The organism is Algibacter sp. TI.3.09 (genome assembly GCF_038154905.1).
In the GTDB taxonomy this organism is placed as follows: Bacteria; Bacteroidota; Bacteroidia; order Flavobacteriales; family Flavobacteriaceae; genus Algibacter.
This window is the reverse complement of record NZ_JBAKAN010000001.1, coordinates 86307-104043: the sequence shown is the minus strand read 5'-3', so window position 1 is coordinate 104043 and position 17737 is coordinate 86307. Positions and strand designations below refer to the sequence as shown.

At 33.4% G+C, this 17737-nt stretch carries 12 protein-coding genes; 7 read left to right on the top strand and 5 right to left on the bottom strand.

Annotation, left to right across the window (positions count from 1 at the left end):
* Window positions 1-63: 63 nt before the first annotated feature.
* The 3 genes from cmk to lon form a co-directional block, all read right to left on the bottom strand.
* Window positions 64-759 (bottom strand): (d)CMP kinase, encoded by a 696-nt coding sequence (cmk, locus tag V6246_RS00365; protein ID WP_341558472.1) that lies wholly within the window; start codon window positions 757-759, stop codon window positions 64-66.
* A 128-nt stretch (window positions 760-887) separates the two neighbouring features.
* A complete protein-coding gene (porQ, locus tag V6246_RS00360) occupies window positions 888-1907 on the bottom strand; it encodes a type IX secretion system protein PorQ (protein WP_341558471.1) in 1020 nt (339 codons plus the stop codon).
* Between the two features lie 169 nt (window positions 1908-2076).
* Window positions 2077-4527, bottom strand: coding sequence for an endopeptidase La (gene lon, locus V6246_RS00355; protein ID WP_341558470.1), 2451 nt, complete (start codon window positions 4525-4527; stop codon window positions 2077-2079).
* Window positions 4528-4784: 257 nt separating this feature from the next.
* On the opposite strand from lon, the gene V6246_RS00350 reads away from it, so the two are divergent.
* A complete protein-coding gene (locus tag V6246_RS00350) occupies window positions 4785-5582 on the top strand; it encodes a hypothetical protein (RefSeq protein WP_341558469.1) in 798 nt (265 codons plus the stop codon).
* A gap of 72 nt (window positions 5583-5654) precedes the next feature.
* Here V6246_RS00350 and V6246_RS00345 read toward each other — a convergent pair whose 3' ends face one another.
* Entirely contained in the window at window positions 5655-6290 is a 636-nt protein-coding gene (locus tag V6246_RS00345; RefSeq protein WP_341558468.1) for a rhomboid family intramembrane serine protease, read from the bottom strand.
* A 56-nt stretch (window positions 6291-6346) separates the two neighbouring features.
* Here V6246_RS00345 and V6246_RS00340 point away from each other — a divergent pair, with 56 nt between their 5' ends.
* Window positions 6347-7237: a lysophospholipid acyltransferase family protein gene (locus V6246_RS00340; protein ID WP_341558467.1), complete on the top strand. Its 891-nt coding sequence runs from the start codon at window positions 6347-6349 to the stop codon at window positions 7235-7237.
* A gap of 94 nt (window positions 7238-7331) precedes the next feature.
* Here the strand turns inward: V6246_RS00340 and glmM are convergent, their stop codons facing one another.
* Complete coding sequence (gene glmM / locus V6246_RS00335; protein WP_341558466.1) at window positions 7332-8720, bottom strand: phosphoglucosamine mutase; 1389 nt, start codon at window positions 8718-8720, stop codon at window positions 7332-7334.
* A gap of 63 nt (window positions 8721-8783) precedes the next feature.
* Between glmM and V6246_RS00330 the strand changes: the two genes are divergently transcribed.
* The 5 genes from V6246_RS00330 (at window position 8784) to V6246_RS00310 (ending at window position 17589) form a co-directional block, all read left to right on the top strand.
* On the top strand, window positions 8784-9383 hold the full coding sequence (locus tag V6246_RS00330; protein ID WP_341558465.1) for an acyl carrier protein phosphodiesterase: 600 nt from the start codon (window positions 8784-8786) through the stop codon (window positions 9381-9383).
* A complete protein-coding gene (gene ggt, locus V6246_RS00325; protein WP_341558464.1) occupies window positions 9380-11080 on the top strand; it encodes a gamma-glutamyltransferase in 1701 nt (566 codons plus the stop codon). The genes V6246_RS00330 and ggt overlap by 4 nt, the downstream gene beginning before the upstream one ends.
* Window positions 11081-11205: 125 nt before the next feature.
* Entirely contained in the window at window positions 11206-16449 is a 5244-nt protein-coding gene (locus tag V6246_RS00320; RefSeq protein WP_341558462.1) for a T9SS type B sorting domain-containing protein, read from the top strand.
* A 187-nt stretch (window positions 16450-16636) separates the two neighbouring features.
* Complete coding sequence (locus V6246_RS00315; protein ID WP_341558460.1) at window positions 16637-16813, top strand: hypothetical protein; 177 nt, start codon at window positions 16637-16639, stop codon at window positions 16811-16813.
* 59 nt (window positions 16814-16872) lie between these two features.
* On the top strand, window positions 16873-17589 hold the full coding sequence (locus tag V6246_RS00310; RefSeq protein ID WP_341558458.1) for a hypothetical protein: 717 nt from the start codon (window positions 16873-16875) through the stop codon (window positions 17587-17589).
* The last annotated feature ends 148 nt before the right edge of the window (window positions 17590-17737 follow it).

Here is a 17737-nt window from a genome sequence, read left to right as displayed (position 1 = left end):
CACTAATCCTGCTTACTGAATCCCCTTTATTTACTGGATACTATTTTACTGCCAACCGAAAACTTATTCGCAATCTTCGATTGTCATTTTGGCAAGACGTAAAATTTTATCAAATTGTTCATCTAATGTCATGTCTGAATTATCAATTTCGATAGCATCATCAGCTTTAACTAAAGGCGAATCTTCGCGAGTAGAATCTATATGGTCGCGTTCTTGAACGTTTTTCAAAACATCTTCATACAAAACTTGATCGCCACGTTCAATAAGTTCATCGAAACGGCGGATAGCCCTTTTTTCCGCGGAAGCGATCATGTATAATTTAAGTTCAGCATCTTTAAAAACTACGGTCCCAATATCTCTACCGTCCATAACAACACCTTTACCTTGACCCATTTTTTGTTGTTGTTCAACAAGTTTTTGTCTCACCTCCGAAATGGCAGCCACTTTACTTACAAAGCTAGAAACCTCTAAAGTTCTAATGGCTCTTTCTATATTCTCGTTATTTAAATACACTTCGGCAAAACCTAATTTCTCATTAAATTTAAAAGTAATATTAATATTATCGAGCTGATAAATTAAAGCTTCAACATTAAAATCGTCTTTAGAAATTAATCCATTTTGCATGGCGTAATATGTCACCGCACGATACATGGCTCCAGAATCGACATAAACGTAACCCAAATATTTTGCTAATTGCTTGGCTACGGTACTTTTTCCGGTTGAAGAAAACCCGTCGATGGCTATGGTAATTTTGTTCATGTATTTTTAAAGTTGAAACGTGACTATTATAATGTACTTTGAATGACTTCTATTTTGAATTTTCAAAAATACTTAAAGAAATATAAAGCGAAAAGTAAAACGGTTTAAATTAAATGGAAAGTGAATGGCTATTGCAAATCTATTTGTAAACCAAAAAAGTTAGCATTTGCAGCACTAGTGTATTTGGCGTGGGTATAACTGAAACGCATTTTATTCATTTTAATAGAGATACCTGCCGAAATACCAGAGAAATTACGTTGATCTACAATTCTTAACTCCTCACCTCTTCTAAAATTATATCCTAATCTAATATTGAATCCGCTTTCAGGGAAAAGCTCGGCACCTAAAATTGTATGCCTAATAACTTGACCTATAAATCCAATTTCCTCAGAAGAGCTACCTCCACTTAAATCACTAGTTTCACGCGCAGGATTGGGTCTAGCAATAGGCCATTCTTGTAAATTTTCAAAAGTAACATGCCAACGTATTGGTACATGTTCTAACCTTTGAGATAAACCTAAACTAACCTCGAAAGGCAACGACTCGTTTAAACCTGCGTAGGTTGTAATTTGTGTTCCAAAATTACGGACTACCAAAGCAGCATTGAAATCTAAATCTTCATTAATATAAATTAATCCTAAATCTACAGCCGCACCAAGCGAACTATACTGCTCTAATTTAGAGGTAATCAATTTTAGATTTGCCCCAAAATAAAAATCTGAATATCCAATTTGTGTAGCATAACCTAAGGATAATGCGGTTTCGCTTCCGCTGAAAGTTCCCGTGGAATTCCCATCTTCATCATAACCATCAAACTGTCCGTAATTTACATAGGTAATTCCTGCATGTACGGTTTGTGTACGCCTATCTATGGTATAAGCATAAGAGGCCGTTCCGTAGCCTATACCGCCTAAATAACTTACATAATTTAAGGCTAATTGGTTATCCATTTCTACATTAATAGTAGCCGGATTATAAAGCCCTTGCGTAACATCGTAATCTACATTAGTTAGAACTTTACCTCCCAGTGCAGCTTGACGAGGTGACGATATTAAATTCAAAAATTGATATGTAGACTCACCTCCTACTTGCGCAGTTGCAAGTAAGCCAAATGAAAAACAAAAAAATGTTGCTATTTTTTTAAACATAGTTCCGGCTGCAAAGAAAATAAATCTATCTTAAAACGAACACATGTATTTTTTATTTTAATTTAAAAAGTATTCCTTGTGCTTTTCATCTTGTTTTATCGATTAAATCGGAAAGCGCAAAAAAAAATCCCCGAACATGTCGAGGATTTTTTTATATCTAATTTATCAATTATAACACTTTCGCGTTTTTAACTTTTTCATCGGTAATGGCGTACTTAATAACGTCACTCATTTCTGTAACATAATGGAAGGTTAAACCTTTTAAATATTCAGGTTTAATATCTTCAATATCACGACGGTTTTCTTCACACAACAAGATTTCTTTAATCCTAGCACGTTTTGCTGCTAAAATTTTCTCTTTAATTCCACCTACAGGTAAAACCTTTCCACGTAATGTAATTTCACCCGTCATTGCTAAACTTTTCTTTACCTTTCTCTGGGTAAATAAAGACACTAGCGACGTTAACATCGTTACACCTGCACTTGGCCCATCTTTTGGCGTTGCACCTTCTGGCACGTGAATGTGTACATTATACTTATCGAAAACCGTAGGATCTATTCCAAACTCTTCGGCATAAGATTTTATATATTCCATAGCAATGGTAGACGATTCTTTCATAACCTTACCAAGGTTTCCGGTAATCGTCATTGCGCCTTTTCCTTTAGAAATAATAGACTCTATAAATAGAATATCTCCACCAACACTCGTCCATGCTAAACCAGTTACTACACCGGCTACATTATTGTTTTCGTATTTATCACGTTCCATTTTAGGGCCGCCTAATACTTCAATAATATCTTCATTGGATACTTTTACATTATACTCCTCTTCCATGGCAATATTTTTGGCCGCATAACGCACCATTTTTGCCACTTGCTTATCTAAGCCACGTACACCCGATTCGCGTGTATAACCTTCAACTATTTTCTCTAATTGAGGTTTTCCAATTTTTAAATTATCAGAAGTTAATCCGTGTTCTTTTAACTGCTTTGGAAGTAAATGTCGCTTACCGATTTCTACCTTTTCTTCAATAGTATAACCTGTAACGTTTATAATTTCCATACGGTCGCGCAAGGCAGGTTGTATAGTGTTTAAACTGTTTGAAGTTGCAATAAACATAACTTTAGAAAGATCGTAACCCATTTCTAAAAAGTTATCGTGAAACTCACTGTTCTGTTCAGGATCTAAAACTTCTAGCATAGCTGAAGATGGATCGCCTTGATTAGAATTTGATAACTTATCAATTTCATCTAAAACAAAAACAGGATTCGATGTTCCAGCTTTTTTTAAACTCTGAATAATACGGCCTGGCATAGCACCAATATAGGTTTTACGATGTCCGCGAATTTCAGCTTCATCTCTTAAACCACCAAGTGAAATACGCACATACTCGCGCCCTAAGGCTTCAGCAATAGATTTACCTAAAGAGGTTTTACCAACTCCTGGAGGTCCGTATAAACATAAAATAGGCGATTTCATATCGTTACGAAGTTTTAAAACGGCTAAATATTCTATAATTCGGCGTTTTACATCTTCTAAACCAAAATGGTCACGATCTAAAATTTTCATGGCACGTTTTAGGTCGAATTTATCTTTACTGAACTCATTCCATGGTAAATCTAAAAACAGCTCTAAATAGTTACGTTGTATAGAATACTCGGCTACTTGAGGATTCATACGCTGCATTTTGGCTAATTCTTTATCAAAATGCTTCCCTATTTTTTTATCCCATTTTTTGGTTTTAGCCTTTACTTTCATTTCGTCAATTTCCTCATCATGACTTACGCCACCCAATTCTTCTTGGATCGTTTTCATTTGTTGATGAAGGAAATATTCACGTTGTTGTTGGCTCATATCCATTTGAACTTTAGACTGAATATCATTCTTAAGTTCTAATTTTTGAAACTCAACATTCATGAATTTCAAAGTTGCCAATGCACGAGATTTAAGATCGTCCATTTCTAAAAGCGACTGCTTTTCGGCCACAGAAAGATTCATGTTAGACGATACAAAATTGATTAAAAACGAATTGCTTTCAATGTTTTTTATAGCGAAAGACGCCTCACTTGGTATATTCGGACTTTCTTTTATAATTTCTAAAGCTAACTCTTTTATAGATTCTATAATTGCAGAAAACTCTTTGTTTTTTACTGCAGGTTTAGCCTCTGCCATGTCGCGAATAGTCGCGTTCATGTATGGCTCCTCTGTTAAAACTTCGGCTACTTTAAAACGTTTTTTACCTTGAATAATAACCGTTACGTTACCATCAGGCATTTTTAAAACACGTAAAATACGAGCTACAGTACCTGTTTCGTGAATTTCACTTGCAGATGGATTTTCTACCGACTCGTCTTTTTGAGCCACTACACCAATAACTTTTCCGCCTTTATTAGCATCATTTATTAGTTTTATCGATTTATCACGCCCTGCAGTAATTGGAATTACTACACCAGGAAACAAAACGGTGTTTCGTAATGATAGAATAGGCAGTGTTTCCGGCAATTCTTCATTATTTATAGCTTCCTCATCTTCAGGCGTCATTAAAGGAATTAATTCTGAGTTCTCATCAAATTCCTGTAATGACAAACTGTCAAGAGTTGTAAATTTTGATTTTTTCATATATAATTTTGAGTCAATCTGTCATAAAAACACATTGAACTTTAAGTTTAACAATTTACATAAAATATTAAGCAACTAAAAATCAAGTATTTAAAACTAAACCTTTAGACTCAACTCTTCTATAAATTCAATAGCTATGCCATAGTAAAATTAAAAGAGATTAAATTGATTCTAGATTATGAAAAAACGCTAATAAACGTAGGTGAATTCTAGCAATAAACATATATTAGCTCACTCAAATCTAAAAAACAAATAAAATGAAATTTAAACAAATCCTACTTTTTACATTATGCATTACTTTTTTTGCTTGTAGTTCTGAATCTTCAAATAGTGACGAAGAAGAAACTACAGACAATACATTAGTAAAAAAAATAGTTTACTATGATGAATTTACCGAAACTTTTAACTATGATGGTAATAAATTAAATAGTATAACAGATAATGACGGTTATGAAACTAAAATTACATATTCAGATAACAAAGTAACAAGAATTGATAATTATGAAGATAATGAATTACTGGAATACTTTACGGTATCTTATAATTCGGAGGGAAAGCTAACAAGTTATATCAATTATTTATTTGATATTGATGGTAATGATATAGCTTATAACCAAATCTTAACTTATAATAATGACAATACTGTTGATGTGGAAGTATTACGTGGTAATTTCTCATCTCAAACAGAACCGATGGGAACAACAACTTACACAATATCAAATTCAAACATCACCAAGTTATCTTATGATGATATTACGGATAATGAAACATATGAGTTTGATAACAAAAAAGGTGTTTTCAACAACATTTTAGGTTTTGAAGTTATCAACTTTATTAATATTAATAGTGAATTTGGTTTTGAGATTTATGGAGGAAGCAACAATGTTACTAAAATAACTGACGAACAGGATGGCTGGCCTACAAGCTCTGAAAGATTTGAATACACTTATAATGAAAACGGATATCCTAAAAGTTCAGAAAATTATTACAATGAAGATATTTCCAATCCAAATGAAGAAGAACTTCTTGGAACCATAGAATATATCTACGAATAAAACATAACCTATTTTACAAAATACAAAAGCCAATTCAATTACTGAATTGGCTTTTGTACTTTGTAAACCTATTTATATCTTCCCTAACTTCTTTAAAGCGAATAAAAGCGCAATAGGAAGCGCGAGCAAAACAATCATAATTAAATTAGTTTCAAATAACCAAGGCGACAACAACAAGGTTATTAAATACCCACCAATAGCACCACCAAAATGGGCATCGTGACCAATGTTACCGATTCTCTTTTTCATTCCGTAAATAGAGTATAACAAATAACCTATACCGAAGACAAAACCGGGAATAAAAAAGTTAATCTTACCCCAAGGATCGAATAAAATAGCCGAATAAATTACACCCATAACAGCTCCACTGGCACCAACAGCACTATAATGGTATTCATTCTTATGAAAGTATAGAGATAATAAATTCCCTATTAACAAACTCACAATATATAACATTAGAAAACCTATAACACCTATTTCATAAATAACGCGTCCAGCAAAAAAATATAGAGTTACCATATTAAAAAGCAAATGTTGCATATCTACATGCAAAAATCCGGCACTAAAAAATCGAATTTTCTCGCCACGCTGTATACCTCCAACATTGAATTTGTATTTTTCAAAAAAAGCATAATCATTAAATCCTTTATAGGAGATAATTACATTGGCAGCAATAATAACTATAGTTATTAAATCTAATTTTCCCATACTCACTTTAATGTTTAAAATTGATTAACATATATTTGCAAATCTAAAATTATTTCATGCAATTAATAGCTTATATTATTCTTTATCCGTTTTTATGGTTAATTTCTATTTTGCCATTTAAATTGCTTTACATGGTTTCCGATGCTGTTTATGTTCTAATTTATTACATTATTGGCTACAGAAAAAAAGTTGTAACTAGTAATTTAAAGCTCGCATTCCCTGAAAAATCTGCAAAAGAAATTGCTTTAATTCAAAAGAAATTCTACCATCATTTATGCGATATGATTTTAGAGGCAGTTAAGTCGATAACCATCTCTGAAGCTGAAATAAAAAGGCGCTATATTTTCACTAATGTGGAAGAAGTACATAAACTCGAAAAAGAAAACAAAAGCATTGTACTCTTAATGGGGCATTACGCTAGCTGGGAATGGATTTTTATTCTACAAGCTCATGTAAATCATAAAGGATATGCTGTTTATAAACAACTTAGCAATAAATATTTTGATGCCCTAGTAAAACGCATCCGAGCAAAATATAATAGCCATTTAATTACCACAAAAGAAACTGTACCAACCCTTTTAAGAGCTAAAGTAAATAAAGAGCTAACTCTTAATGGTTTTGTTTTTGACCAATCGCCAAAAGCACACAAAGCTTTACATTGGCAAAATTTTATGGGTGTAAAAGTACCTGTGCATGTTGGCGCAGAAGTTCTTGCCAAACGTTTAGGTATGGCTACCGTATTTTTAAAAGTAAAAAAAACAAAACGAGGTTATTATGAAGCCACGTTTATGGATATTATTAAAGACACTAGCGGTATTGAAAATTATCAAATTACAGATCAAGCTTTAAAACGTGTTGAAGAACAAATTTACAAAGCACCAGAATATTATTTATGGACTCATAAACGTTGGAAGCATATGGATAAAGTTCCTGATTCATTTTTGTAGATAAAAATGAATTATTTCAAATTATAGTAACAAAAAAACGAGTTAGATATCTAACTCGTTTTTTTTTATAAATAGAAACAGTTTAACTCAAAGCCTATAGTTTTGCAATAGCCCCTATTTCTTCAATAAACTTATCAGCTAAAGTATCGGCCTCATTTTGCGATTTTGCCTCTGTATAAATTCTAATTATTGGCTCAGTATTACTTTTACGTAAATGGGCCCAACTTTCTGCAAAGTCGATTTTCACACCATCAATAGTTGTTAATTGCTCATTTTGGTAACGTGTTTCAATTTCCTTTAAAATACCATCAACATCTAAACCAGGTGTTAATTGAATTTTCTTCTTACTCATAAAATAATCAGGATACGTTGCTCTAAGTGCACTAACAGACATTTGTCTTTCTGCTAATAAACTTAAAAATAACGCGACACCAACAAGTGCATCACGACCGTAGTGAGAATCTGGATAGATAATACCTCCGTTACCTTCACCACCAATAACTACTTTATTTTTCTTCATTAAGTTAACCACGTTCACCTCGCCTACTGCACTAGCTTCGTAAGTTCCTCCATACTTTTCAGTAACATCACGTAAGGCACGAGTAGAACTCATATTGCTTACCGTGTTTCCTGGAGTTTTACTTAACACATAATCTGCACAAGCTACTAATGTATACTCTTCGCCAAACATATTACCGTTTTCGTCCATAAAGGCTAAACGATCTACATCTGGATCTACAACAATTCCGAAATCGGCATTATGTTTTTTAACTTCTTCAGATAAATCTGTTAAATGCTCTTTTAATGGTTCTGGATTATGTGGAAATTCACCATTTGGCTCACAATAAAGTTTTACAACCTCAACTCCTAAACGCTCTAAAAGCAAAGGAATAGCAATACCTCCAGTAGAATTAACACCATCTACAACTACTTTAAATTTAGCTGCTTCAATATCATTTACGTTTACTAAATCTAAATCTAGCACTTCAATAATATGTAAATCTATGTAAGCTTTATTTTTTGTGATTTTCCCTAAATCGTCTACTTCAGCAAAATTCATGGTATCGCTTTCAGCAATATTCAATATTTTCTCACCTTCAATAGCATCTAAAAACTCACCTTTTTCATTAAGTAATTTTAAGGCATTCCATTGTTTTGGATTATGGCTTGCTGTTAGAATAATACCACCATCGGCATGCTCTAAAGTTACAGCAACTTCAACGGTTGGTGTTGTAGAAAGCCCTAAATCGACTACATCAATACCTAAACCAATTAGTGTATTCATAACTAAGTTTTGCATCATTTTACCCGAAATACGAGCATCACGACCAACAACCACTTTATAGTTTTCTTTTTTACGGTTTTCTTTAAGCCAAACGCCATATGCCGATGCAAATTTAACAGCGTCAATAGGTGTTAAATTATCACCTACTTGCCCGCCAATAGTCCCGCGAATTCCCGAAATTGATTTTATTAGTGTCATAGTTTTGTTTAATTTTAAAGGACAAATATAGTATTTCAAATTCGGAATTCGTAAATTTCCCCCATGAACTATTTAGCACATATTTATCTTTCAGGGGATAATGATTTAGTAACAGTCGGAAATTTTATTGCCGATGGTATTAAAGGAAAAAATTATAAAAATTACCAAAGAGACATTCAAATTGGTATTTTATTACACCGAAATATAGATACTTACACAGATGCTCATAAAACAGTTAGACTAAGTACTAAAAGGCTTCATGAAAATTACGGCCATTATTCTGGAGTGATTGTCGATATACTTTACGATCATTTTTTGGCTAAAAACTGGAGCGCTTATTCTAGTGTCCCTTTGGCAAAATATGTCGATACTTTTTACGATTCTCTAGAAGATAATTACAGTGCGCTTCCTTCACGCATTCAAAAAATGATGCCTTACATGATTAGTGATAACTGGCTACTAAGCTACGCATCCATTGAAGGTATATCTAAAGTTTTAGACGGCATGAACCGACGTACAAAAAACAGATCGGGAATGGACAAAGCCGTACACGAACTGGAGCTTTTCTATAAAGAATTTGAAAGTGAATTTTCTTCATTTTTTGATGAACTTATCGCTTTCTCAAGCGAAAAATTAAAAGAACTTAACGAAACCATTTTATGAAACATATTCTATACACCTCACTTTTACTCTCATTTTTTGTTTCATGTAAAAAAGAAGTTAAAGCACCTGAAACTATACGACAAACTGGGTTAATAACTCAAAACGCCATGGTTGTTTCCGCACGTGTTGAAGCCTCTAAAATAGGAAATGATATTCTTAAAAAAGGAGGAAATGCATTTGATGCTATGGCTGCCACAGAACTTGCCTTGGCTGTTGCATATCCATACGCTGGTAATTTAGGCGGTGGCGGGTTTATGGTTTACCGAACAGTAAACGGAGAAACTGGCGCTATAGATTACCGCGAAAAAGCACCAATGGCTGCTACTAAAAACATGTATTTAGATGAAGACGGTAACGTAATTCCAGAAAAAAGTACAATTGGAGCTATGGCTGTTGGTGTACCCGGAACGGTTGCAGGAGTATTTGAAGTGCACAAAAAACTTGGTTCTTTACCTATTGAAGATATTTTGAACCCCGTAATCGCTTTAGCTAAAAAAGGAGTTTTAGTTACCGAAAAACAAGAAAAACGTATTGAACACTACCAACCATTTTTTAAGAAAGCTAATAAAGACTCTATTCTTTTTGATAAGGCCTGGAAAGCAAACGACACCATTAAATACCCAAATTTAGCTGAAACGCTAGAACGTATTTTAGAACATGGAAAAGATGGGTTTTATAAAGGTGAAACGGCTAAAACACTAGCAAATTTCATTCAAGAGAACGGAGGAATCATCACAGAAGAAGATTTAGCCAGCTATGAAGCCCAATGGCGTACACCTATTAGTTTTTCTTATGATGATTTAAAAATTATTTCGATGTCGCCACCATCTAGTGGAGGCGTTTGTTTGGCACAAATAATGAAAATGATTGAACCTTTTCATATCGATGAATTTGGTCATAATTCTGAAAAAACCATTCAAGTAATTACTGAAGCTGAACGTCGCGCTTATGCCGATAGAAGTTTTTATTTAGGTGATCCTGATTTTGTAGAAATCCCTATTGAGACTTTAATAAATGAAGCTTATTTAGGCGGTAGAATGGACAATTTTTCATTTGAAAAAGCAACGTCTTCCAAAGATGTTTCTCATGGAAATATTGCTATCATTGAAAGTGATGAAACCACGCACTACTCTATTGTAGATCAATTTGGAAATGCTATTTCTGCAACAACAACGCTAAATGGCGCTTACGGTTCTAAATTGTATTGCTCGGAGCTTGGCTTTTTCTTAAATAACGAAATGGACGATTTTAGCAGCAAACCAGGAGAACCTAATATGTTCGGACTTATTGGAGCCGAAGCAAATAGCATTGTACCCCAAAAACGTATGTTAAGTTCTATGACACCAACAATTGTTGAGAAAAACGGTGAGTTATTTATGTCTGTTGGCACACCAGGAGGCGCCACCATAATCACATCGGTTTTACAAACTATTCTAAATGTTCATGAATTCAATATGACCATGCAAGAAGCAGTAAACGCGCCACGTTTTCACCACCAATGGCTGCCAGATGAAATTAACATGGAACCTAATTCTTTCGATAAAACTATAATTGCAAACCTTGAAAAATTAGGGTATTCAATTAATGAAAAAGATTCTCCTGTAATAGGAAAAGTAGATGGAATTCTTGTTTTAGATGATAAAACGTTGGAAGGAGGCGCAGATTATCGTGGAGATGATACCGCGGTTGGATTTTAATGAAAGACACCATTAGAATACTAACTTTTTTAACAAGTAAATCCTCTATAAAAGCACTTTATTAAACGCCCCATAATTAGTCTTGTGCCTTTGTAGTAATATAACCTTATTAAAAATAACATATAATGAAAAACAAATACCTACTACTGCTTTTTTTAGTGTTTTTAACAATATTCAATGGCGATATATCTAATGTGTTCGCGTTAAACACAGATAATATACATTCACTAAATAACTCTGAAATTTCTGGTTACACCATGAATCTTACTGCTAAAGGAGAAGAGTGCGCGGGAGACGGAAACATCCAAATAGAAATCAATGCTTCTGAAATAGGCGCTACTTTTGAGTTTTTAGTTTATGACACCTCAGATTTAACAACACCAATAAATAGTGAAACAGTATTTGAAGGGCCAATTAGTTCTGCTGACTTTACAACCAATATAACAACTATAAATAGTGGCACCTATATTATAAGAGCAATTGAAACCATTGGAGCTACTGATACAATAATAGAACAAGTAATTACAGTCGCAAATAACATTGTACCTATTACTTTTGACGCCATCCAAGAAAGTGCTTGTTTAGGAACTATCAATGTATTATTAAACTCTGGTAATGTTTTGGAATATAGAGTTAAACAAGCTGGTGTGTTAATTGAAACCATTACTCAGGCTCAAATAGACGCTGGTACTGAAAGTACGTTTACAAATTTAGCCTTTGGAGACTACACCATAGAAGTTGAAGATGTTTGTGGGAACATAGTAGTTCAAGGAATTAATTTAATAGATCTAGCTCCTGTTTATACACTTCCAAGAACATTTAATAATAATATTGATAGCTCAGATTGCTCACAAACAGAACTTTTAATTTATATAATTCAAGAATTAAGCACAGGAAGTACTACAGGTCTTCTTGATGAAAATTTCTTTCCTTTTAATGTAACAATAACTTATGATGATGATGCCGATGGAAGTAACTCAGTAATGACTGACACCTGGACTTCCAACAGTCAAAATGGATCATATTATAATCTTCCAACACAAGATACGTCATACTCAGTAACAACACAAGTAACAGATATATGTGGTAACGTTGTTTATTTAAATACTGTAGATTTTTCTGGTCCACCAACACTAGATATTGCTACGGGAACAACTCAAGAATGCGGAGGACAGCGTCTAAGGTTTTCTAATTTTAAAAACTTCGCATTTCCAATGACCCTTGAAGTTTTAACAGCACCAGCAGCGTTTGATATAAATAATGACCCTAATTTATACAACCCTATTTTTCCTGTTGGATCTAATATTTCTGATCCAATTCCCAATTCTAACACTTTGTATTTTGGATACTACAACTTAAGCCTTCCAGATGGAAATTACACCTTTGTATTTAAAGACAACTGTGGTCGCGAAGTCAATAAAAATATAAATATTATAACCGATAACTCACCAAGAGAATTAAGTATTAAAACCCGAGAGGGCTGTGATGCAACAGGTAATTTAGAAATAAACATAAAAAAGCAAGGAACTTTTGATCCAACTTCCGCAGCTGGCTTTAAAAACGTAACTATCACCTCTGCACCTGCAAACTATACAGGCCCTTCAATAATAGACATAGCAGCATCTACTGTTAATAATTTTTATGGAGATTTCATATACCTTTATGATTTACCTGCTGGTGATTATACTTTTGATGTAGAAACAACATGCGGCTATTCTTTAACCGGCTCCAAAACTATCAATGGAGTTCTTTTTAAAGATGTGGACGCCACGATTACATCCTTTTGTGGTAGCTTCAATATCGATTTAACTGCAACATATAATATAACCAATCCAATCTTTGTTCTTCAAAAATTTAACACTACAGATGGCGTTTGGGCAAATATTAATAATGCTACTGCCGAGTTAACTAATTATGTTGATAATACTCATTTTTATCAAGATGGTACCACGTCTATTATATTCACTAATTATCAAAATAACTATGGGCAATTCATAACTGAGAGTGGTTTTGTTAATAATGTTACCGGATCTGGATTATTTAGAATTTATTATTCTTTTTCAAGAACTAGTGAGCAAGAACGTTGCTATAACACGCTTCAAGAATTTACAATTGGTGATAATAACATTACGCTTGTTGATTTTTCGGTAATCGATTGCGGAAATGGCACTAACGATTTATTAATTGATGCATTAGGTGTCAATTTAAATTATGAGTTAATAAGTAGAGACGGTGTTGCACTTAACCCTACTATTAATAACGGTAAAGACCCTGTCTTTACAGGCTTAACACCTGGTCTTTACGAGGTACAAATAAGTGATGATTGTGGCGCTATAAGTAATTTTGTTATTAATGCTAATAAATCTCAATTATCTGTTATACAGCCCTACAACTTGTGTGTTGGAGAAAATGGTTTTATTACTACTAATGCTTTATCAATTATTGATGTTACATGGACCAAAGATGGAGACCCTAGTTTTTCTGCTACAGGAAACACTTTAAATTTCACACCGTACTCTGCTACAGATACTGGTACATACAATGCAATTTTAAGCTATAGTGCTAATCCAAATTCTTGTGCTAACCAAACCTTAAGTTATACAGTCACTAGTGCACCGCCTATTGCTGGTAATGGACAAACTGTAGATATCGCATTTATAGATACTACTCTAGAAAATTTATTCGACTACATTAATGGTCCTTATGATAATTTTGGAATCTGGACAGAAACTACTGCAACACCTTCAGGCACTTTAAATGATAATTTATGGGATGCTACTGGATTAGAGGCCGGAACCTACGTTTTTGATTATGTTGTAGATACTGGTTGCAATGGTATAGATAGCACTACAGTAACTATAAACATATTAGAAAGCGATTTAACCGCGATTGAAAATTCTGTTTTAGATATCTGCCCATCAACAATTTACAACAACCTTGTAAACGTTTTAGATAATGACACCTACGATCAACTCCCATTAGTACAAACCGATTTTTTAGTAACTACAGAAACTGCAGATCCGAAAAACGTAATTTCCATAGACGCCATGGGAAATATAGATGTGAATAATACCAGTTTACCTGGACAAACTTACACATTAGAATACAAAATTACAGAAACAACAAATACTGATAATTTTGATACAGCATTATTAAGCGTAACTACAAAATCCATTTCTGAATCGGTTTCTCCAACTTTTTCTACAACCCCAACGCAAGTTCAATGTTATGCTGACATACCATCGAGCACTATTTTAAGTCAAACAGAATTTGAAACTTTAGGAAATGCCGATGGCTTAATTAACAATAATAATTGTGGCCTAATAGAAATCACAGCAGTAAATAGTCTAGATACTGGTAATTGTAATCAAACCGTAACCCGAACCTATACTGTAATAGAGTACTTAGATATCAATAATGATAACATTTATAATACTGGAGACACTTTATTCTATGAAACAGTTTCTACTGAAAATTACTTAGTAAACGATACGGTGGCTCCTAGTTTAACCGGTACAATAGCAGAAACAACAATAGCAAAATGCTCTGCTAGCGATGCCGACATAGCAGTAACTACCTTACCTGAGTTAGAACTCATGGGTTTAACTATTACAGATTCGTGTAGCAATGATAACGATTTAATTGTAACAAGCGATGACACAGTTACCGGTACCAACCCAATTGTAATAACAAGAACTTATACCATTAAAGATCGTTGCGACAACGCTACTAGTACCATACAAATAATAAATATAGAAGATAACGAAAGTCCAACTATTAATTGCGCTATTGACATAACAATAGATACAGATACTGGATTATGCACTGCTAGCAATGTAAATTTAGGAAACATAACAGCTGTAGATAACTGTACTGTTGCTAGTTTAACAAATAACGCTCCCACAATTTTTCCTACTGGAGACACTACAATAACTTGGATAGCGACAGATGGAGTTGGAAACACCAGTACTTGCGAACAAATTGTTACTGTAGAAGATAACGAAAGTCCGTCATTTACTGCTCCAGATGATATTGAAATTTTTTCAGACATTAACTCTAACTATGATATTAGTATTAATATTACTGGCGATGTATTAGATGAAATAGATAATTGTTCCACTGGAATTCAAGCCACTTTTATAGACACTATTGTTGACGGCGAATGTCCTGGCTCTAAAATTATTACTAGAACATGGAGTTTAGAAGATACTAATGGGAATTCGGCTATAGATCAAATACAAACTATAACAGTCTTAAACGATACTATTCTGGCAAATCAAAATTTAGAAACTTATAATGTTTGCGATGACACCCCTGAAACAGATAATAATACAGCAAACAATACCACTGTTTTCGATTTAAGCATCCAAGACAACAATGTACTAAACGGGTTAGATAATACTATATATTCTGTTAGTTATTATCCGACTTTTGAAGATGCAGAACAAAAATCAAATACTCTACCTAATCTTTACGAAAACACAATTAATCCTCAGACTATATATGCGCGAGTAGATAATAATTCACCAGGAAGCACATGTTATGCCATTACCGAACTTGGCTTAATGGTAGAAAGTTTACCATATATTCAATTAGAAGAATCATACTTAATATGTGTTGACACCAATGGAATTGCTATTGACGATTCTACCGTTATAAATATTCCTTTAAATAAACCGGAATATAGCTTTTCTTGGTATTACAACGGTATAATTATACCAAACGAAACGGAACCATCACTAACACCAAATCAAAGTGGTGAATACAATCTTATTTTAACCGATATGGTTAGCCCTTTTATGTGCTCAAACAACTATACAATTATAGTTGAGGCAAGCGCACCTCCAGAATTAAGCTACGAGTTAACACCTGCATTTGCAAACATGCATGATGTAACAGTAACTGCTACTGCTCCTAGCATTAGTACAATAACAACAAACCATACATTTAGTTTAAACGATGGCTCCCCACAATTAGGTACAATTAATAGTGACGGAACTTCAAGCTACACTTTCACAAATATTAAACCTGGTTACAATGTAGTAACAACTAATAATATCGATGGATGTGGTGAAAACAGTATTGAGATATTGGTTATAGATTACCCTCTATACTTCACACCAAATAGTGATGGCTATAACGATACCTGGAACATTTATTCTATAGATACTCAACCAGATGCTATAATTTATATTTTCGATCGTTACGGAAGATTATTAAAACAACTAAACCCTAAAGGTAAAGGATGGGATGGCACTTATAATGGTAATTTAATGCCTACAAACGATTATTGGTTTACTGTAGAATATAGGGAACCAAAAACAAACGAGAGAAAAATTATGAAGGCACACTTCACGCTTAAAAGATAATTCAAACAAGATATTCAAAAATTAATATAAACGCATGAGCAAAAGTTCATGCGTTTTTTGATTTATTTCTGAAATATAATAAAGCTTTACAACAGAAATCCAACGAGAACAAGCTGACAACATGACTATATAAGAAGCGGTAAACGTACACCGTTTTCATCACCAATCGCTACTAGATGAAATTAACATGGAACCGAATTCTTGTGATAAAAATATAATTAAAAACCTTGATAAATTAGGGTATTTAATTAACGAAAAAAATTATCCTGTCATAGAAAAAGCAGATGAAATTCTTGTTTTAAATGATAAAACTTTAGAAGGAGGCACAGATTATCGTGGAGATGATACCGCCATCGGATTTTAAGTGATTAATACACCTAAAACTTTTAGCTTTGCATTATTAAGATAATAAATTCTCTCAGTTTGAAAATAAAGAAAGTAACAAAAATCGTTTTAGGGATTATTGTATTCCTCACATTGCCAAGCATTTTACTATTTGGTTTTGTCTATTTTAAATATAATGAAGATTTACCAACAGGAGTTCAAGGTGAACAAGCAGATGCTTTGGCAGAGAACATGCTTAAAGCCCTAGATTTCGAAGCTTATAAAAACACAGATTATATTGAATGGACGTTTAAAAACAGACACCATTACCAATGGCAAAAAAGCGAAAACACCTGTGATGTTTTTTGGAAAGACTACAGAGTTGCTCTAGACTTAAACAACCACAGTTTAAGCAAAGCTTATGTTCATGGTTTTGTTACAGAAAACGAAATTGCCGAAGAACTTAAAGAAAAGGCACTTAATTATTTTAATAACGATTCCTTTTGGCTTGTTGCTCCGTATAAAGTTTTCGATGCAGGTACCGAACGTCGCCTCGTAAAACAAGCAAACAACAAACCTGCACTTTTAATTACTTATAAGTCGGGAGGTTCTACGCCTGGAGATTCTTATTTATGGATTTTAGATGATAATTATAAACCTGTATCATTTAAAATGTGGACATCCATACTCCCTATCGATGGTTTAGAAGCCACTTGGAGCGATTGGAAAACTACCGAAACAGGAGCTTTATTACCAAACTTCCATAAACTTATGGTTTTAGGCTTAGAAATTGATCACCTTAAAACTTCAAACTAAAACAGCTTCACCTAGATTAATAAACTATTAATTTTAAGATTAATACAAGAACTTTTAATTAAAATTATGTAATTTTATTCCACCCAAAACTGGAAGTTCACGTTTTAATACATCAAGTAACTTCGATAATTATTAACCCACAAATTAA

Excerpts from the sequence above, each read along its gene's own strand:
- V6246_RS00345 (WP_341558468.1), bottom strand. The coding sequence starts at position 6,290 with ATGGGAAAATTAGATTTAATAACTATAGTTATTATTGCTGCCAATGTA.
- V6246_RS00320 (WP_341558462.1), top strand. The coding sequence starts at position 11,206 with ATGAAAAACAAATACCTACTACTGCTTTTTTTAGTGTTTTTAACAATA.
- ggt (WP_341558464.1), top strand. The coding sequence starts at position 9,380 with ATGAAACATATTCTATACACCTCACTTTTACTCTCATTTTTTGTTTCA.
- cmk (WP_341558472.1), bottom strand. The coding sequence starts at position 759 with ATGAACAAAATTACCATAGCCATCGACGGGTTTTCTTCAACCGGAAAA.
- V6246_RS00330 (WP_341558465.1), top strand. The coding sequence starts at position 8,784 with ATGAACTATTTAGCACATATTTATCTTTCAGGGGATAATGATTTAGTA.
- lon (WP_341558470.1), bottom strand. The coding sequence starts at position 4,527 with ATGAAAAAATCAAAATTTACAACTCTTGACAGTTTGTCATTACAGGAA.
- glmM (WP_341558466.1), bottom strand. The coding sequence starts at position 8,720 with ATGACACTAATAAAATCAATTTCGGGAATTCGCGGGACTATTGGCGGG.
- V6246_RS00340 (WP_341558467.1), top strand. The coding sequence starts at position 6,347 with ATGCAATTAATAGCTTATATTATTCTTTATCCGTTTTTATGGTTAATT.
- porQ (WP_341558471.1), bottom strand. The coding sequence starts at position 1,907 with ATGTTTAAAAAAATAGCAACATTTTTTTGTTTTTCATTTGGCTTACTT.
- V6246_RS00315 (WP_341558460.1), top strand. The coding sequence starts at position 16,637 with ATGGAACCGAATTCTTGTGATAAAAATATAATTAAAAACCTTGATAAA.
- V6246_RS00350 (WP_341558469.1), top strand. The coding sequence starts at position 4,785 with ATGAAATTTAAACAAATCCTACTTTTTACATTATGCATTACTTTTTTT.